General features: G+C 41.9%; 13 protein-coding genes and 2 riboswitches. Of the genes, 3 read left to right on the top strand and 10 right to left on the bottom strand.

Annotation, left to right across the window (positions count from 1 at the left end; genetic code table 11):
- Positions 1–8: 8 nt before the first annotated feature.
- From G7074_RS20065 to G7074_RS20040, 6 genes are all read right to left on the bottom strand, one after another.
- Entirely contained in the window at positions 9–914 is a 906-nt protein-coding gene (locus G7074_RS20065; RefSeq protein WP_124559366.1) for a DUF4397 domain-containing protein, read from the bottom strand.
- A 16-nt stretch (positions 915–930) separates the two neighbouring features.
- Positions 931–3564: a TonB-dependent receptor domain-containing protein gene (locus tag G7074_RS20060; RefSeq protein ID WP_166210889.1), complete on the bottom strand. Its 2634-nt coding sequence runs from the start codon at positions 3562–3564 to the stop codon at positions 931–933.
- 212 nt (positions 3565–3776) lie between these two features.
- Positions 3777–4751 (bottom strand): cytochrome-c peroxidase, encoded by a 975-nt coding sequence (locus G7074_RS20055; RefSeq protein WP_124559368.1) that lies wholly within the window; start codon positions 4749–4751, stop codon positions 3777–3779.
- Between the two features lie 170 nt (positions 4752–4921).
- A complete protein-coding gene (locus G7074_RS20050; protein ID WP_124559369.1) occupies positions 4922–5587 on the bottom strand; it encodes a YceI family protein in 666 nt (221 codons plus the stop codon).
- Positions 5588–5651: 64 nt separating this feature from the next.
- On the bottom strand, positions 5652–6974 hold the full coding sequence (locus tag G7074_RS20045; protein ID WP_166210886.1) for a peroxiredoxin: 1323 nt from the start codon (positions 6972–6974) through the stop codon (positions 5652–5654).
- A 21-nt stretch (positions 6975–6995) separates the two neighbouring features.
- Positions 6996–8312: a peroxiredoxin gene (locus G7074_RS20040; protein ID WP_166210883.1), complete on the bottom strand. Its 1317-nt coding sequence runs from the start codon at positions 8310–8312 to the stop codon at positions 6996–6998.
- 173 nt (positions 8313–8485) lie between these two features.
- A riboswitch (SAM riboswitch) is annotated at positions 8486–8596 on the bottom strand.
- Between the two features lie 32 nt (positions 8597–8628).
- Positions 8629–8734: riboswitch (SAM riboswitch) on the bottom strand.
- Positions 8735–9311: 577 nt separating this feature from the next.
- Here G7074_RS20040 and G7074_RS20035 point away from each other — a divergent pair.
- Both G7074_RS20035 and G7074_RS20030 read left to right on the top strand, forming a co-directional pair.
- The gene (locus G7074_RS20035; RefSeq protein ID WP_166210880.1) at positions 9312–10901 is read left to right on the top strand and encodes an ABC-F family ATP-binding cassette domain-containing protein; all 1590 of its coding nucleotides are present in this window, start codon (positions 9312–9314) and stop codon (positions 10899–10901) included.
- A gap of 18 nt (positions 10902–10919) precedes the next feature.
- On the top strand, positions 10920–11516 hold the full coding sequence (locus tag G7074_RS20030) for a TetR/AcrR family transcriptional regulator (protein WP_124559416.1): 597 nt from the start codon (positions 10920–10922) through the stop codon (positions 11514–11516).
- Positions 11517–11534: 18 nt separating this feature from the next.
- On the opposite strand, the gene G7074_RS20025 is transcribed toward G7074_RS20030, so the two are convergent.
- From G7074_RS20025 to G7074_RS20015, 3 genes are all read right to left on the bottom strand, one after another.
- Positions 11535–12578: an alpha/beta fold hydrolase gene (locus G7074_RS20025; RefSeq protein WP_199748305.1), complete on the bottom strand. Its 1044-nt coding sequence runs from the start codon at positions 12576–12578 to the stop codon at positions 11535–11537.
- 279 nt (positions 12579–12857) lie between these two features.
- The gene (locus G7074_RS20020; protein ID WP_166210877.1) at positions 12858–15215 is read right to left on the bottom strand and encodes a hypothetical protein; all 2358 of its coding nucleotides are present in this window, start codon (positions 15213–15215) and stop codon (positions 12858–12860) included.
- 398 nt (positions 15216–15613) lie between these two features.
- Complete coding sequence (locus G7074_RS20015) at positions 15614–17527, bottom strand: glycoside hydrolase family 97 protein (protein ID WP_124559418.1); 1914 nt, start codon at positions 17525–17527, stop codon at positions 15614–15616.
- A 214-nt stretch (positions 17528–17741) separates the two neighbouring features.
- Between G7074_RS20015 and G7074_RS20010 the strand changes: the two genes are divergently transcribed.
- Complete coding sequence (locus tag G7074_RS20010; RefSeq protein ID WP_124559419.1) at positions 17742–18602, top strand: AraC family transcriptional regulator; 861 nt, start codon at positions 17742–17744, stop codon at positions 18600–18602.
- A gap of 21 nt (positions 18603–18623) precedes the next feature.
- Here G7074_RS20010 and G7074_RS20005 read toward each other — a convergent pair whose 3' ends face one another.
- The gene (locus G7074_RS20005) at positions 18624–19103 is read right to left on the bottom strand and encodes an L-rhamnose mutarotase (RefSeq protein ID WP_124559420.1); all 480 of its coding nucleotides are present in this window, start codon (positions 19101–19103) and stop codon (positions 18624–18626) included.
- Positions 19104–19113: the final 10 nt, after the last annotated feature.

Genomic DNA, 19113 nt, shown 5'->3' with positions numbered 1-19113 from the left:
AGTATCCATTATTTAGTGTGTACAATCAGTGTAGCTTGCAAGGCTGCATCGGTAGCGAGATTGCCATTGATAAACAGTGTATAGATTTTACCTTCTTCAAAATTAAGGTTGCTCAAAGCCGCAGTTTTTACCGGTACTAGCGTACCTGTGCTGTTGTTTCTAAGCTCGAGGTTTTGTGCAGCACCTGCAGCAATTTCCTTAAATGGTCCCAGTGTTTTCCAGCTCAGCCCCGAAATGGTGGCTGGTGCTTTTCCATTGGCATCGTAGCTTAGCTGCACCTGATCGCCAAAGTTACCGTAGGCCACATTGGCAAACCAGGAAGTGCCTCCGGTAGTTTTTAAATCAAGGTTAGGTGCATCGGGTGAGAAATTGGCAAACCTGATTTTGGCTTTGCCGGCAGCCGGTGCAGTTAAATCGTCGTACACCAGCACCAAACTATCGCGGTTACCCGGATTTAACTTGCTTGGTTTACGCTTGGCAACGGTAAACAAAGTATGGTAGTAACTGGCAATTGGTCCATTTGGCCCTGCGAAGGATGCTTTATCTGTTTCCTGTGCAAAAGAAGCCGCGCCGCCAAAAATATAGGAAGATTTATAACTGGTATTGCTGCCTTCGGTAGTATTGTACTGTACTTTACCAAACTGGGTATCGAGGTAAGTAGTAGCCACATTATGGGCAACCAGTGTGGTATTAATTTGCCGGGTAAAATCCAGAAAATTAACAGGCGCAGTAATGCTTAGCGCATTTACCAACTTAACTTTTGCGCTCAACGGCTCGCGATCGGCATTATCGGTATCGAGGTATTCAGTTTTCTTGCACGAAGGTAAAACCGCAATTAAAATCGAGGCTGCCAGTACCAGTTTATTCGTAAACGTTAAATATTTTAACTGATTTATGTTCTTTAAAAATTTCATGTGTTTGTTTTAAGAATTAAAATTTGGCCGATAATCTCACAAATGGCTGAATGCCGGCATTGGTACCTGCCTGCGCGCCACCAGGGCCAGGATTACGGGTAATGTTGCTGCCCGGTGCCGGAACGCTATAATCGCCCAGTACGTTAAATAAATTATTAGCGCCCACAGTGGCCAGCAAATTATTGGTTAATTTATAACCAACCGAAATATCGGTTACCCAAATCGGGCTAAATGTTTGATAGTAGTAATCGGGTTTAGGGAAATTGGCGTTGAGTTGCGAAACCGACACCACCGAGCCAAAATATACTGTACGCAGTAAGATATTTAATTTTTTATAACTGTAGGTGCCCTGTAAACTTACTTTTGTTGAAGGAATATTATTGGTTACACGTGCCTGTTCCGACTCGTCGAATATGATGTAACGGTAGGCTTCCAGTCCTTTGGGGGTATTTACATTGGTGAGTTTGGTATCTAAAAAGTTGGCGCTGGCCAGAAAAGAGGCATTGCCACCGTTCTCGAAAAGAAATTTATAGCTGCCGGCTACTTCTATCCCTCTGGTTCGGGTACTGAAAGAATTATAGAAAAACTTAGCCTGCACGGTTCCGGTTTGTACAAAAAGTGCCCGTACATCGGCCGGCAAATTGGTATCAGTTGCCGAAAAACGCCCGGTGTTTCCCACTCTGTCATTAATATCAATCTGGTAGGCATCGACCGTAAGTTCTACATTAGGCAATGGCGAAGCGGTAAAACCTGCGGTGTAACCCTTCGATTTCTCGGCCTTTAAGGCAGGAATACCCAAGGCTGTAGTGGCCGGATTTACGTTATTGGCGGTAACCTGATCGATAGCTACCCCATTCTGAAAAGTGGTAGAGGTTTCGGTATAGTAAAACTGGGCCAGATCGGGCGCGCGGAAGCCCGAATTGATGGAAGCCCTTACGCCTAACCAATCGGTAATGCCAAAGCGCGAAGCAGCTTTATAGGTAAATACACTACCAAAATCCGAATAATTTTCGACCCTTAATGCACCAGATACCAGCCATTTAGGCGTAATATTCAATTCGGCATCTAAATAAGCCGCAGAAATAGACCGGCTTACATTAACTTCGTTTGAAGGACGAAAACCGGCATGGATTTGTGAACCCGGAGAAAGCCCGTTTAAAGGCGTTAAACCCAGCGAAGTAGTGTAAGGAATACCGGTTGCAGTAGTATCGATGCCATAAATGGTACGAAGATCGGCTTTTGAATACGAACCGTCCTCACCAGCGATAATCTGATAGGTTTCTACCCGGTACTGGCCACCAAAAGCAACATTCAAGCCGCTCAATACCTTGTCGAAATAACGGCTAAAATCTAAACCGGTAGTATTCTGGCTGGCATTGTAACTTCCTGCATCGAACTTACGCGGACTGCGCTGGCCCAGGCTGGCATTGAGCGAATTGCTGACTACATTCGAAAAATCGTTGATGCCATACACGTTGGAAATATCCACCTTCCAGTTTTTCACTTTGGCTTTTACACCAATCGCCAACGATTTATCGGAAAGAATGTTATCCATAGCTGGTAAAAAACCATCGGGATAAATAAACGTATTGTTACGCTCAGTCCAGCCTGGCAGACGGTAAACTGCAGTAAATTGTGAGGTGCGGTGACTGATGCCTCCGAATGAATAAAGTTCTACATCATCTTTTAACGGAACAGAAGCATTAAAAAATAATAAACCGTCAATGGATTTGTTGGTACTTCCACGCTGATCGAAATAATGGCGGTCTATACCCCTGCTGGCTAAAATGGCATCGTCTATTTCTTTGGTATAAATCTGGTCGAACCCTCTGGTATTGGCACCACCACCATAAGCAGGGCCAATGTACAATCCCGACTCAGAATTACCAACAGGTAAGGAAACTGCCTGAGTGGCAAACTCGCCGGTTATGTTTAAATAACCGCCCTTATTACCCAGTTTAAGTCCGTAATTACTGCTGGTGCGGGTAGTTAAGCCATCGCCACGTTTGCGCGCACTCGCGGTTGAAGTAAGCGAAAGTTCCTCTGTACTTTTCTTCAGTACAATGTTAATTACACCTGCAATGGCATCAGAACCATATTGTGCAGCGGCGCCATCGCGCAGGATTTCGATGCGTTCGATAGCTCCGGTAGGAATGGCATTCAAATCGTAACCGGTAGCACCATTGCCCAGACCTCCCCAGCTAATGTTGGAACTTTTATGACGTCTTTTTCCGTTAATCAGCACCAATAACTGATCGACACCCAAACCACGCAACTGTGCGGTTGAAGTAGCCGAGGCTGCATCGCCTCCACCCGAAACCGACGAATGGAACGAGGGCGATACATATTGCAGCAACTGGGTTACGCTTACCTGTGGTGCCGACTCCTGCAGCGCCTTCAGGTCAATAATATCAACCGGGTTGGCCGAGTTTAATTTGGTACGGTTGGCATTGTGCGAACCTACAATACTCACTTCATCCAAACTGCTGGCCAGGGGTACTAAACTAACATTGATGACCGATTGCTGGCCAATTTCTACCTCTTGTGTTATGTAGCCCACAAAAGAAAACTGCAGAATTTTACCATTGCGAATGGGTACCTGGTAACTACCGTTTTTGGTAGTAGAGGCACCTTCATTAAGACCTTTCACTTTTACCGATACCCGGGGATGGGTGTTTGATCGTCGGCCGAAGTGACCACACCGGTTATGAGCCTTTTTTGCGCAAAGGTATTGATTGCAAAAAAGAGTATTGTGGTTATTAATAGTATGTTTTTTTTCATTTTATGTGTTAAAATTTGGGCATAACAAGGGCTGTTGCGCTTTTTTTCTGCGCAAAAACGATGTGCCGTTCCTTTAATTATCTAGTTTTTGGCCGGGTTGTTTTTGGCGGTTAAAAATCTTTCATCAGTAAGCGCTTTCAGAAATTCTACCAGGTCATTGATATCGCCGTCGGATAGATTGAGTGGTTTATCGAGTGATAAGTCGCGGTTAAGGCCATCGTGTACCACTGCTGATGGATTATTGTAGTAGGTAACCACCTCTTTAAGCGTTTTAAACTGTCCGTTATGCATGTAGGGAGCGGTTAAGGCCACATTGCGCAGGCCAGGTATTTTAAATTCGCCAATGGCCGTGCTGTCTTTCGTGATGGTAAAACGTCCGGCATCTTTGAGGGTTTTACCATTATAAAGGCCAATATTTTTAAAACGATCGGCGGTAAAATCTTCTCCCGAGTGGCAGTTATTGCAGTTGGCCTTACCAATAAACAACAGCCGCCCGCGGGCTGCCGCAGCCGAAAGGGCATTATCATCGCCATTGATGTAACGATCGTAAGCACTGTTATTGGTTTCTAAGGTCCGCTCAAAAGCAGCAAGTGCTTTTAACAGGTTATCTTTGGTAGCCGGCGATTTAAATACTTTTGCAAAAGCCTCGACGTATGCCTTATCCTTGTTCAGCCTTTCTACAGCTTCTTCAATGCTCAATCCCATTTCATCGGGTGAAGTAATGGGGCCTAAAGCCTGCTCTTCGAGCGAAGCTGCCCTTCCATCCCAGAAAAAATGTGTGCGACCAGATAAATTGGTTAAACCGGGCGAATTGCGTGCGGTTAGTTTACCGCCAATACCAATGCTAAAAGTGGCCGTATCAGCAAAGGCAAATTCGGGCCTGTGGCACGATGAGCAGTTAATGGTTCTGTCTTTCGAAAGGATGTTATCGAAAAATAAACTGCTCCCAAGTTCTTCTTTGGTTTGGATTTCGCTTACGCCGCCTCCAACAAAAGCTGCCTGGGTAAGCAACAGCGCAATAAAGCTCAGTATGATGATAGCACTTCTTTTTTTCATCGGTTCAATTCTGTTTCTTTTAGCCCTGATTAAGCTTATAAAATCGTTTGGCAGTTTGTTTTAAATTGGAAAGGCTGTATTGTGAACTTGCTTTGAGCCATCGGCTTCGCCATAACGATCCGGCAACAATACAGCCTTTCTTATTAAGCGTTTTAGTTTAGGTTGGTTTATTATCCGGCATTCGCCACTAAGGCTACATCGATATCAAAATCATCGTATATTACTTTATCACCAAGGTTTTCGAAAAAGTTTTTTGATCTGAACTTGATATCATATTTCGTACGATCGATGGTAATTTTAGCTTTGGCGGTTAACTTTTTACCAGCAACATCAATTGCCGCCGGAAAACTTACCTCGTTGGTAATGCCTTTAATTGTTAGTTTACCGGTTAAGCTATACTGGTTGCCACTTCCTTTTTTGGCAGATGTAATTACAAAAGTTGAAGTCGGAAATTTCTCAGTACTGAAAAAATCTTCGCTTTTTAAGTGCCCAAGCAACTTTCCGTTTGTGGTGGCGTCGGTAACATCGGTTACGGTAATCGATTTGGTATCGATGGTAAAACTGCCTGATTTAAGTGTTGTACCATCAATTACAAATGTTCCTTCGCTCACTTTTACGTTGCCACTGTGTTCGCCAGTAGCTTTTTTGGCCAACCAGGTTAGTTTGCTGCTGGCATTATCTACTTTGAACGATTGCGCCTTTGAAGCATGATTAGGTGTAACAATTATTTTCTTTGATGCAGATCCGTTGTGGTTTGCCGCAGCAAAGCGGTTCGACTGTGATAAAGCGCCTAAAGAGGCCAGGGTTAATAGCGAAATGGTTAATGTTAGTTTCATTTTGGATTTATATTTTTTAGATAATACCGGTTAACCCATCAGCTTAACCGGCGTAAGGATATGATTATTTGCTTTTTTGCGTGTTTTTATCGCCTGTTGCCGAGGCAGTAGCCGTAGCATCTTCTGCAATCAGTTCATCTAACAAAGCGTTAAATTTTTTCTCGTATTCTTTATAGTATTTTCCGGTAACGGTGCCGGTATAACCCGTATAAATTTCGCGTACTTCGCCTTTTCTGTCGATGATAATGGTAGTTGGAAAAGCAATAAATTTATTGAGTGCCGGCAATTTCTGCGATACCAGTTTTTTATCGGCCAGGCCACCAAAAAGGATATCGTATTTTACATCGTATTTATCGCGCAGTTTGCCCAGTGTGTATTTGGCGTACTCCAGGTCGTCTTTTTGTTCAAAGCCAATGGCAATGGCCTCTACTCCTCTTTTCTGGTTTTTGTTAAACCATGGCGAAAGAAATACCGTTTGATCGGTACAGTTCGGGCACCAGGTACCCACAATTTCTACAATTACCACTTTACCTTTGTACTTATCGTCGCTTAGCGAAACCGATTTCCCGGCAAGATCAGGGAAGGTAAAATCGAGCTTTTTATAACCTTCTTTTAAGAATGTAATTTTGTAGGGATCGGGCAATTCGGCTTTATCGTCTTTTGCACCATCAAATTTGGTATTATCGTAAATTCCGGCCGAAATTACGCCGCTGATGGTACCATCAGGATTGATTTTACCTTTGTAAATTTTAGGACTTGGGCCCGTAAAGCCCGAAAGCACAAACTCATCACCTTGTACAGTACCTTCCAGTTCGCGGCTATCGCCGGTTACCTGCATAATTACCCCGGTTAGCTTGTTTCCGTTTTGTTTTAGTATCGCCACCTTGTTAGGCACCTGTTCTTTTGAATAGAACTTAAGCTCCCATTTGCCCGATATATTGGCCGCCGGTGCCACATCTTTACCCGGCTCAACAAAGCGGTACTTTTTGCCATGCTCGGCAGTAAAAGGAAGCGAATTGCCCCTGAAACCCGGCACCAAACTGCGATACTCGCCTGATAATGTACCATCATCATTTATTTTGGCTACCAGGGCTGCATCGTAAGTATTCATTTTAATAAATACCGAATCGGGTGCAATGCGTTTTACGTGGAAATCATCGCGACGGGTGCCATTTAACAGGGTAAAAGTAGCATGTTCGAAATCCTTGCCTTTAAATTCGAAGTTAAAAGGCACCTGGGTTTCGCTTACATTAAATACACCGCGCCAAACCCCTTCTTTTATTGTTTTTTCTACAGCTACCGGTTTTACACCATCGGCCAAAACCTGTCCACCAATAAACAGTGAACTGAGCAAAACTGCTCCTTTAAAAATTTTATGTACGCTCATTTTATTTTGGTTTTTTAATGATTATTTTCCTTTTATCGATTCATTCTTGTTTACTGCAGCAGTTTCTGGTGCTGGTTCGGCAATCAGTTCGTCTAGTACGCGATTAAATTTCTTCTCGTAATCGTCGTAATATTTACCTGTTACCGTGCCGGTGTAACCGGTGTAAATTTCGCGTACCTCTCCTTTTCTATCGATGATAATGGTAGTTGGGAAAGCAATAAATTTGTTGAGTGCGGGCAGTTTCTGTGCTACCAGTTTCTTATCGGCCAGCCCACCGAATAGGATATCGTATTTGATATCGTATTTATCTCTCAGCTTTCCGAGCGTGTACTGGGCATAGGCCAGACTGTCTTTTTGTTCAAAACCAATGGCAATGGCTTCTACTCCGCGTTTTTGGTTTTTGTTAAACCAGGGCGAAAGAAAAACAGTCTGGTCGGTACAGTTCGGACACCAGGTACCCACAATTTCTACAATTACCACTTTGCCTTTGTATTTATCGTCGCTCAGCGAAACGGCTTTACCCTTAAGATCAGGAAAAGTGAAATCGAGTTTTTTATAGCCTTCTTTTAAAAAGGTTAATTTATAGGGATCAGGCAGGTTGGCATCGTTGTTTTTAGTGGCATCGAACTTGATGTTTTTATAGATACCAAAACCCTGATCTCCTGATAGCGTGCCATCTTCATTTACTTTTCCTTTAATAATAAAAGGACTTGGACCGGTAAAGCCCGATAAAGCGAACTCATTTCCTTGTATGGTGCCTTCAATTTCACGGCTATCGCCTACAACCGTCATAATTACGCCCGTAAGCTTATTCCCGTTTTGTTTCAGCACCGCAATTGATGCAGGAACAGCTTCTTTACTGTATAATTTAAGTTCCCATTTGCCCGATAGGTCGGCAGTAGGTTTTACATCTTTACCGGGCTCTACAAAGCGGTAGGTTTTACCAGGCTCGGCCGTAAATGGCAGAGAGTTCCCCCTGAAACCTGGTACCAAACTCCGATACTCACCACTTAATGTACCATTGGGTTCTATTTTGGCCACCAGGGCTGCATCGTAAGTATTCATTTTAACGAAAATCGAATCCTTTCCAAGACGCTGCACATGGAAATCATCGCGACGGGTGCCATTTATCAAAGTAAAAACAGCGTGTTCAGGATCTTTGCCCTTAAATTCGAAATTAAATGGAACAGCCGATTCGCTCACCGTAAATACACCGCGCCATATTCCTTCTTTAATAAAGGCTGCGGGTGGTTTAACTGTTGCCGAAAAGGCCGAACTACTGATCAATAGTCCCAAAGAGAGGCCTTTTAGTGTGGGTAGATAGTTTTTAAAGTTCATGTTTATGGTTTTAGTTTAGTAATTCTGTTTTAAAACCCTGTGGAGCAGACATACCATTTCCATGACTGGTAAATTACCAGCCGCTTAATCAAAAAAGAAAAGCATGTTTGAAACTGTAAATGCTATTTACAACAGCAGGAGTTTTGTAGTTTAAGTGTTTTCATATCTTAGTTAATTTATTTTTCCCCCGAAAAATTTCGGACGAATGAGTAAAGCACTTATTTCATTGCTGAAAAGTTGCTAGAAGATCGACGAGGCTCCCTCTCCCTTCTTCTGTATAAATCATCTACTAGTGGTGGAATTATTAGATGCAGTAAATTTATTTTTCCGGAATACCTCCGGAATGAGTAAAGCACTTATTTCATTACTGAAAAGTTGCTAGAAGATCGATGAGGCTCCCTCTCCCTTCTTCTGTATAAATTATCTACTATTGGTGGAATTACTAGATGCTGTAAAGGTAAAACAAAAAATATTAAAAACCAATTAAACCTATAGATTTTATAGTATTTATTTTTTCTGTGATAATCGGATAGTAATGAGGGCTTAATCGTATCTTGTGAAAAGCTTAAATAACATCCTGGATTGTACGCCATCTGTGCTGAATGAATTTTCCACCATTACATAAAGCGCCACACATTGCACAACCAGGATGTTATTTTTATGAATTGCTGAAATCACCAGGCTATTCGGCAAGAGAATTTGGTGATTGGCCAAATATATAAAAAGTCTACCAATTTAGTATACTTTATTAAAAATAATCAGGCTTACGCTTAATTTGCCTTATAAAAGCATATCTCCCCACCTACCTTCTTTCATTTTAATAAACAAAGCAACGAAGTGTTGCACCTTATGTTATGAAGTATATTAAGATTTAATCAACTCATATTCTGCTTATTAGTAAATACGATTCTAAATTATTCTTATTAAACATTTTTGTTAAACAAAAAAGAATAATACCTTTACACCCGTAAATATTTTTCAATTGCCTAATGTTTAGCTATGAGTTTAATCATCCGATCCCTTTCTTATACCCATCCCGATAACGAGCAACTCTTCAATAACCTCTCGCTAAACATTGCCAGCGGCGATAAAGCGGCATTAGTGGGCATTAATGGCGTAGGCAAATCAACCTTGCTCAAAATGCTTGCAGGTGCTATGCAACCCGGTTCAGGCGAAATCATCACCCCTGAAAAGCCGTGGTACATTCCGCAGCATTTAGGAGAATACGACCAGTATACCGTTGCCCGCACACTTGGCATCGATCAAAAGCTAAAAGCCCTGCAAGCTATTCTGGCTGGTGATGCCGATCCGCAGCATTTTACCGATCTGAATGATGACTGGGAAATTGAGCAGAAAGTAAGTCAGGCATTAAAAAAATGGAGACTAGAACATTTATCAACCGATCAGTTACTTGGCAGCCTGAGTGGAGGACAGAAAACAAAAATTTTCCTGGCCAGCATAAACCTGCACCAACCAGAGCTGATTTTGCTAGATGAACCTTCCAACCATTTGGATATCCAAACCCGAAAAAAATTATATCAATTTATAGCGCAGAGCAAGGCAACCATTTTGGTGGTGAGTCATGACAGAAGCTTGCTTAATCTGATGAATAAAACCCTCGAGCTGAGTAAAAAAGGCATTGAGGTTTATGGTGGCAATTTTGAATTTTATCAGCAGCAAAAGCTGGAAAAGGTTAATGCCCTGCATGCACAGCTTAACGAACAGGCCAAAACACTTAAACAAACAGAGAAGAAAGCACGCGATGTAGCCTACCAGCGCCAAAAACAAGAGCAGCGTGGTAAAAGCGCCGGACAAAGCAACTCGCTTCCCCGCATTATTGCCGGCGGATTGAAAAGTAAATCGGAACGGAGTACGGCTAAAGTACTTGATGCCCAGCATGAAAAAATAACGGGCTTACAGGAAAACATGCAGGAAACGCGGTCGCAAATTCAACAATATCAGGTGTTAAAAATCAACATCATGGCATCCGAAATACACCATGGAAAATTACTGATCGATGCCGAAGCAATTAACTTCGGATATACCATTCCTTTGCTGCAAGAAGGAATCAGTTTCCAGCTTCGATCGGGCGAAAGGATGCAGATTAAAGGAGCAAATGGCTCGGGCAAAAGCACCTTACTAAAAATCGTAACTGGAGAGCTGCAACCCATCCAGGGAAATTACAGCGCTACCGATTTTTCCTATCTTTACCTCGATCAGGATTATGCGATGATTAAGCCAGAGCTAAGCATTTACGACCAGATACAAGAATATAATTCGATTGGATTGCAGGAACACGAAATCAGAGCATTTTTAGTGCATTCGCAATTTGATGCAGCCTCTTTTGACCGCAAATGTGTGGGATTGAGTGGAGGCGAAAAAATGAAGCTCGCGCTGTGCTGTCTTTCTGTAAGTAACCTCAAACCCGACATGCTTATTTTGGACGAGCCGACTAATAATCTGGATCTGAAGAGCCTGGATGTACTTACTGCGGCCATAAAAGATTATGCAGGCACACTGTTGGTGATCTCTCATGATGAATATTTTATCAAAGAGATTGGTATAAACAGTTACATTAATTTAAATTAACAGCGATTAAACAATAACATGCCACTTAAAAATACCGGAACCGAACAATTAATTAAAGACACCGCCAAAAGGCTCATTTTTGCCGAAGGTAAATTGCATGCCACCACTCAGGAAATTGCCGATGCGGCTGGAGTAAACCGTACCGCACTGCACTACTATTTCCGCTCGAGGGATTTACTCATTGCAGCTGTTTTTCAGGAAGCGATGCAAGGGCTGAGCGAACGCCTTAACGCATGTATGGCTTCTGCTAAACCATTCAGGCAAAAGGTTGAATTTCTGATTGAAGTATTTTTAAAGGATATGATGGCTTTCCCCTATCAGGAAACTTTTCTCGTAACCGAAATCAACACACTCGGAAAGCAACTGGTTGGAAATATCGATTCAGGTCCTGTTGAAAGCTTTTTAAACGAAGTGCAACAAGAAATGGACTCGGGCAATGTTAAAACGATGCCTCCCTACCAATTCCTGATGAACCTTTTTTCGCTATTATCTTATCCCCTCATTATGGCTCCTTTGTACAAGCAGTTATTTCAACTCACAGATAATGCTTTTGATGAACTTATTACTGCCCGAAAAGCAATGATTGTGGATCTGATTTTTATCCATCGCGGATAATTAAGGATGAAGGGATGCTTAGCGGGCCAGATTTGCAACCTCAATAATGGCATCGACAAAAGCCTGTGGCGCCTCCTGAGGAAGCACATGCCCAATGCCACCGCTAATGGTATGGTGCACATATTTGCCTGTAAATTTACTAGCGTATTGTGCCGGATCTGGATGCGGCGCCCCGTTGGCATCTCCCTCAAGGGTTACTGTGGGGACCGAAATAGTAGGTGAGGTAGCCAGTTTCTTTTCAAGTACACCGTATTTAGTTTCTCCTTTACTTAAGCCCAATCTCCAACGGTAGTTATCGATCACCACCTGTACGTGGTCAGGATTATCGAACCCTTTGGCCGATTCCGCATAGGTTGCATCGCTAAAGCTCCATTTTGGTGAGGCCAGCTGCCAGATTTGTTTATTAAAGGCTTTGGTATTGGCTGCATAACCCGCCGCACCTCGTGCCGTTGCAAAATAGAATTGATACCACCAGGCCAGCTCAGCTTTTGGTGGCAAAGGAGCCAAATTTCCAGCCTGGCTACCAATTAAATAACCACTTACCGAAACCAATCCTTTAACACGTTCAGGCCAGATGGCTGCAATGATATCGGCTGTACGAGCTCCCCAGTCGTAACCACCCAAAATGGCTTTTTTAATTTTCAAAGCATCCATAAAGGCCACAATATCTACCGCAACTGCTGCTTGTTGTCCGTTGCGGGGAGTAGTTGCAGAAAGAAACTTCGTTGTACCGTAACCTCTTAGGTAGGGCACCAATACATGATAGCCTTTTGCAACAAGAATGCCTGTTACTTCACTATAACTGTCTATATCGTAAGGCCAGCCATGAAGCAGGATAACTGTTTCCCCATCAGCCAGGCCGGCCTCGGCGTAACCCACATCCAGTACGCCTGCCTTTATATGCTTTAGCGCCACCAATGGCTTGCTAACTAAAGTATTGCTATCGGTTAAATTAATTTCAGTAGCCTGTGCAGCACCCAAACCGCTTAGCAGAAATACAACAAAATACATTGTTATTTTACCCCAAAGGCCTATTTGTTTTTTAATTGATAATTCGTTCATGATTTTATTGCTTTTAATGGTCTATTTAGTCTTTCCTATTAAATGTATAGCCAAAACTAGTTGCATTAACGGGCAAAAAACAGCAATAAAATATTGAAACAGGCATATTGCCGGCTGACTTGGACAGTTAGCGAGGTAAACTGGCAATGGAGCTTGCCCTTGGGAAAAGATTTTATGCTTAACAGTGGTTTGTGCTAACACAAACCACTGAAAAATGAGGTTTTGATTTTATTTGTCGCAGCCTGGCAATAACAGGTGTAACGGGCATAAATCTGATAATTACTTGTTCGGAATCACCTCTGCATTACTGATGGTTTTAATGATAAACCGGTTGATTATTTCGCTCTCATCAGTAAATCCGCAATCAAATTTGATGGTATGTTTACCGGTTTTTAAAGCTGGAACAGGTTGCTTTAAGGTAATTTCCTTTTTAAAACCACCTTTACTATTATAAACTTTAACTGTTGTACCATTGCATACAATTGAAGTGCCGGCTTCAAATTCGCCTGGTAGTTCGAGTTTAAAATAACCGTCCAGCTCGAGCCAGGGATTGCGAATTACTCCTTCCTTACCAGTAAATGTAAGCGTAAAATTTAAAGGCTGCTCGGCATTGCTATTGGTAAATTGCCATTCTGAAAAGGTTGGTTGCCCGGGCTGTAGTAGTTGTTTGGTGTGTTCAAATTTGATTTTTTTAAAAGGATACAACTTCCAGCCCTGGTTATTTTGTTCGAGATGGAAGTCGTTTTCAGGATTTTTTAACCGGCTAAGCTGGTCTGCGCTAAAAATGTTCTTTCTGTAAGCCTCCTGCCAAAGTTTAATGAGCGCGAGTAACTGGCTTGTATTTGGATTTTTTTGCAGGCTTTTATACCGCGCAACCAAAGCAAAACCGGCATGATAACCGGCAGCCCTGGCCATCATCCATTCAATATCTTCAGCAGTGGTAGTTGAGGAAAGTAAAAACCAGCCTAACATATTAGGCATGTAATTTCTTTCGAGAAAGGGCTGATTTTCTAATCTGTAATCACCCTGTGATTCGCGGAACCCACCATACCATGGCTCGCCCCAGTTCCAGTAATGACAAATGTGCCAGTAGTAATGGCTAGATCTGCTGGTGCCATTAACCAAAGTGTGTTTAGTATCTTTAAAAACCTTTTCGGCAAAAGCCTGCATACCATAATCACCTTCTCCGGCCGACAAACAACCTTCATGTCCGTCAAAATCCATTTGCGAAATGCCTGTTTCGTTAAAGAAACGACCTAAATTCCCGGCAATTTCTTGCTGAAGGTTAAAACTGGTAAAGAGTGTATTGTAAGGATAATCCATCATCATCCCGATCGCTGTTCCTCTAACATGTGCAGTAGCTTTTGTACCATAAGCTCCACGCTGGCAATCGAGCAATTTGTAAGGAGCTGTAGCCGTTACTTCACGAAAACGGATAATTTCATCGCCAATAACTACTGCGTGTAAAGTACTTGGCTTTATATTTTTAAAATATTCGTTGGATTCGACTGTAATTTCTGTAGCTGTGGGCGCTATTTCTTCGGTTAAGATGGAGCTACCAGTTAAAGCAAGCCGCTTATCGGGCATTGGCGTAACATAAGGATCGTTGGTATTCACAAAATTACTAAGAGTATGCACACCGATACGGATACCTTTTTTCGATGCCTTATCTACACAAGCTTTCATGCCTGCATTCCCATGAGGAAAGGCTGTAGGGTTTAAAATAAAATGTCCCCACGATTGAAACGGTCCTTCCTGATAGAGCGACATTAGTCCTGCCTGCTGCGTATAGTTCAACATAGAATCGATATTGCTTTCATCAAAATCAGAAATCATGTAGGCTCGTCCGGTTTCGGGCGACTGTTTGTGCCAAACGCCATTAATTAAGGGATGTGGCAGGCCTTCGGCAAGTTCGATTGCACCAATACGCGTTAGCACCTCATTTTCAGGAGATCCAAAAAGTGCAATTTTCGAACCTACAGTGGTTTCGTTTGCAATTGCCTTAACGGGCATATTGGGATATTGGTTCCAAACAGTATGCTTCCTATCTTTTGACCGATCGAGACTAAAAGCCTGCAAACTACTGCCATAAGGCTGACTTACTGCTACCGAACCTCTTGAATAATCGGCTCCTTCTGCATTATTTAGCACACCGCCCAGTGTTTTCACATTTAAAGCTTGAAGTCCAATCGCGTAACTACCATCGCGTACTACACCAACCACTTCGCCAATGGTTTTAGCAATAACGGTTGGATATGGCCCCCAAATCACCGCGTTTACTTTATCTTTTGCACTTAAACGTATCAATTCAAAAACCAGGTGGGTTTTCTTTTGGCTAATTTTAACATCGGCAGAAACTTTTGAAGCTGCAAAAGTCAGTGTAATGGTACCCGATTTAGGATTGAATGCAGCCTGTTCAGGTTCTTCCCACTGCTCACCGGTTTGGATTTTTAACAAAGGTGCTTTTACTCCGGCAGCCAGGTAGTTCTTGCCCGTTTTAGGGTTTAACATGGCGGTAATTTGCCCTGATGAGGAAATATTCAGTCCCAGATCGTCGGTTTTTAGCTGAATAGACTGTGCCTGGCTGCTCACAAAATATAGCAGCAACACAAAATTAATCAATAATGTTTTCTTCATAAATTTGTTTGTGTGTTGTTTATCAAAAAGATGATCGATGATCATATCACTGCTAAATTAGCCAATTTAAAGTCTTCAAAACTGATGACAAATTGACCAATATTGATGTTTTATTTGCACCAGCATACTTGAAAAGTATTAAAACTGTATAGTGTTTGCTTTGATTTCGCCGTTCTATTTTTTACCAATAGATTTTAAAATCCCTGCAGTATTTACCAAAACTCTTCCCAACCAAATGGCAGGGAAGAGCTTGTATACTTAATCCAAGAGCAAAGAGGGGATGATTTGTTTGGCCTAAATTAGGAACAGCGCTCCTTAAAAACTCCTCAGATTTTGACTTTTACTGATGCTTTTTTGATGATTGTAAAACCATATTAGCGTTGAGTTAGAAATCGTTTTTATCGATTTAAGGCTTTTATAATTATCGCTACTCCATTTTTGTTTTTTAAATCTAGATCTAAAACAGTTGCCGAATCTACTTTTATCCGCCTGATGTAGATTTTAGTATCAGTTTGCAGGCTGTCATCATCGGCATAAAGCGTTGCTTCATATTTTACATTCTTTTTTAAAAAACTGAAAGCTAAACTAAACTTTCTGGCCTGATCGGTTAAAGATCCTACATACCAGTTATCGCCATTTCTTCGGGCGATGGTTGCATAAGCGCCAATTTTGCCTTCCAGTACCCGAGTATCGTCCCATACGGTTGGTAAGGCATCGTAAAAACCCAGATCGGGAATTTCTTCAATTACCGGCACTGCTGTTTTTGCCGCCGAAGTGTTAGTCCCCGCTCCGCCTTTACCCAAGGGCGAACCTACGGGCCTATCGTACCAATACACGAACTGCCATGGGCTGTAAATACAAATTGCCTTTGCCATCTGCGAGGCATGCGAGCCCATTTGATTAACCCTCGGAGCAAAATAGCAATTGGTAGCATCGGCAGCACCAGCCAGCATACGGGTAAATATAGTAATTAAGGCCTGTCTGTTATCAGGGCTTTCTTCATCTCCCCTTACACCTTCCTGGGTGATTAAATTAGGGTAAGTACGCGAGTAACCGGTTGGGCGGTAATCGTCGTGAATATCGAGCATCAGCTGATGGGCAGCGGCTTTCCGGATGGCTTCGTGCAACCAGGTAATATGCGCTTGCGAGCTTACATTCACAAAACCATATTTGATGCCTTTTACTCCCCACGATTTGTACAATGGAAGAATGGTATCGAGTTGTTTTGACAGGGCTCTTTGGTTAACATATAAAATAATACCAACCCCCTTTTGCTTACCATAATCAATGATTTCGTGCAGATTTAAAGGTCCTGGAGACCTGGAAGTATCGACATTTACGGCCAGGGCACTGGCGGCATTATCATATTCGTGCCCATACCAGCCCGCATCAAATTCTACATAGCTGAGTTTATGTTTAGCGGCAAAATCGATACATGCTTTCCCGCCGGTAGTGGTTAAAGTAACCTCGCGAATGACTTTGCCAGGTTTTATCCACGGCACATCTTTCAGCGCATTAGGCTTATTTAAATTTAATACCAGATAATTATTTTCCAACAACTTAGCTTCCGACTCAGCGATCATCACATAACGCCAGGGAGTAGAAAAACTGTGATCGAAAAGCACTTTTCCTTTAAGTGCGGCCAGCAATAATAAGCTGTCGATAGCAGAACGGCTAAACCTCATCTGTGTATAATCGGTTAAAGCGGCCTCGCCCAAAGCCACAAAACAATCGGGTTGGGTTTTAATTACGTAAGGCCTTTCCAATTCATTCATTGTTTTACTAACCTTCCCTTCTACATAGCTAGCCTGTGAGTGCTGTGCAATCCACGATGGGTGATCGTCAGTAAACTGAAAACCGGTAAGCTCGCGGGTAATGGTTAGCGGTTTGTTGGTATTGATATTATACCTGAAAGCAAGTCCTTCATTGTACACCCGGCAATCGATAGAAAACGAGCGGAAAGGTTTAGTTGTTTCTTTCAACTGAATGGTAACAGCCCGGTAAAAATCAGGATAACTACTCCGCTCGCCATAAACAGGTTTCCACATAGTATTATTTAATTTTTCGTTAACCGAAACCACCTCAAGGTGATTAGATAAAGGAATTTCGTGCTCAAATTCGAACCCCATAGGCGAAGCTGCAAGCACTACCCGCCCTTTAAACATTACACTATAGTTTAAACCTGGCCTATTGGCTGAGCCCGTACTTATGGTTAACTGAATTTTTTTATCAGGGCTTAAAATTTTCATGTCTTTGGCACCCACAATAAGCACCAGGAGCATGAAGAAAGTTATGGGGATTATTTTTTTCATGGATTATTTTCACTAATAAAACAACAATTTATATACACTAAAAAAATAGATATCAAACAAAATATTATTTCAAATAATTTTAAAATAATACGTACATAAAGTTGAAAACATACAAAATATCAAATAAAATTTTCAAAAATCAGCAACTTAATTCCAAATATACTTGCACATTTCAGCTAAAAACAGGATATTTATACAGTAGAAATACAATTTTATGGAATACAGATACGAGAACTTTAACTTTCCACCTAACCAATCATTTACCATCCGCACTGAGCCACTTGAGTTGATCAAGTACACGCATATGAAGTGTCACCTCAACTTTGAAATTGCATTGATTGAGAACTGCGAAGGCAAACGATTTATTGGTGACCATACCGGAGATTTTAAAGGATCTGATTTGATATTAATGGGCGGTTATTTGCCACATTGCTGGCAATATTATGGAAGCGTAAACAGCTACCAGCAACCCCGTGTTACTGTAGTTCATTTTTTCCCTGATTTTTTGGGTAAAGATTTACTTGATAAACCCGAAGCCCGTCATTTAAAGGAGTTATTCCACAATGCTTCTAAAGGAATTCGTTTTACTGGCAATACTTTAGAAACGGCGAAAAGCTTATTACAGGAAATGCTGGTAAGCAAAGGCCTGCACAGGGCTTCGTTAATGTTGCACTTACTCGATGTACTGGCGCAATCGGGCGAGTATTCTATTTTGGCTACACCCGGTTTTAATATCGTTGATAACTCTGCCGATGCCGATAAAATCAACCTGATTTACGATTACATTTTCAAAAATTTCAAAGAAACGATTTCACTTTCGCATGTAGCGGGCTTAGTAAATATGAACCCTGCTGCCTTTTGCCGGTTCTTTAAAGCTAAAACCAACCGGACCCTGCTTGATTTTATTAAAGAGGTACGGATTGGGTTTGCCGCCAAACTGCTAATTGAAGGCACCTGTAATGTGAGCGAAGCCTGTTATAGCAGCGGGCACAATAACCTATCGAACTTTAATAAACACTTCAAAGAAATTAAAGGTCAGTCGCCAAGGTCGTTTGTAAAAGAGTATGCAGATTAAATGATTAATCCGTAAACTGTATTACGGATTAATAAAAGAATAGATCTCTTCAGTTTGGGCCCATTTTTGTCCAGGGGCTACCCCCGCAACTCCTACCTGGTACTTACTCATCAGCTGGTTCCAGGCTTTACATTTTTCGCTGTACGATTCTGCCACCTGCCCCATATGGTTTAAATCGGCATTTTCGGGTACGGTAATCATCATCACTATCGTTTTATTAAAGCGGTAAAGCGTAATTTTCTTATATCCCGCCTTTTTAAAACCGGCTTCAACTTCTGGCCAGATTTTTTTATGGTAATCCAGGTATTCCTTAACCTTTTTTTCATCATCAACCAGGTTTACTACAAAAACCAGTTCTTTGTCTTTTGTTTTATCGGGCGTTTTTTGGCATCCCAACATAGAAAAACAAAGCAAAAAGGCTGCAAATAAAATGCGGCGAAAGTTAGCAGTTAAAACACTTGTATTACTCGAAATTAGTTGGTTTGGAAATTGTTCGGCCATAAAATAGTTT

It is taken from the genome of Pedobacter sp. HDW13 (assembly GCF_011303555.1).
GTDB lineage: Bacteria > Bacteroidota > Bacteroidia > Sphingobacteriales > Sphingobacteriaceae > Pedobacter.
The sequence above is the reverse complement of the archived record's forward strand: the minus strand, read 5'-3'. Positions and strand labels throughout refer to the sequence as shown.

Coding starts and splice junctions, on each gene's coding strand:
- G7074_RS20005 (WP_124559420.1), bottom strand. CDS start 19,103: ATGGCCGAACAATTTCCAAACCAACTAATTTCGAGTAATACAAGTGTT.
- G7074_RS20020 (WP_166210877.1), bottom strand. CDS start 15,215: ATGAAGAAAACATTATTGATTAATTTTGTGTTGCTGCTATATTTTGTG.
- G7074_RS20045 (WP_166210886.1), bottom strand. CDS start 6,974: ATGAGCGTACATAAAATTTTTAAAGGAGCAGTTTTGCTCAGTTCACTG.
- G7074_RS20010 (WP_124559419.1), top strand. CDS start 17,742: ATGGAATACAGATACGAGAACTTTAACTTTCCACCTAACCAATCATTT.
- G7074_RS20065 (WP_124559366.1), bottom strand. CDS start 914: ATGAAATTTTTAAAGAACATAAATCAGTTAAAATATTTAACGTTTACG.
- G7074_RS20040 (WP_166210883.1), bottom strand. CDS start 8,312: ATGAACTTTAAAAACTATCTACCCACACTAAAAGGCCTCTCTTTGGGA.
- G7074_RS20055 (WP_124559368.1), bottom strand. CDS start 4,751: ATGAAAAAAAGAAGTGCTATCATCATACTGAGCTTTATTGCGCTGTTG.
- G7074_RS20030 (WP_124559416.1), top strand. CDS start 10,920: ATGCCACTTAAAAATACCGGAACCGAACAATTAATTAAAGACACCGCC.
- G7074_RS20015 (WP_124559418.1), bottom strand. CDS start 17,527: ATGAAAAAAATAATCCCCATAACTTTCTTCATGCTCCTGGTGCTTATT.
- G7074_RS20025 (WP_199748305.1), bottom strand. CDS start 12,578: ATGAACGAATTATCAATTAAAAAACAAATAGGCCTTTGGGGTAAAATA.
- G7074_RS20050 (WP_124559369.1), bottom strand. CDS start 5,587: ATGAAACTAACATTAACCATTTCGCTATTAACCCTGGCCTCTTTAGGC.
- G7074_RS20035 (WP_166210880.1), top strand. CDS start 9,312: ATGAGTTTAATCATCCGATCCCTTTCTTATACCCATCCCGATAACGAG.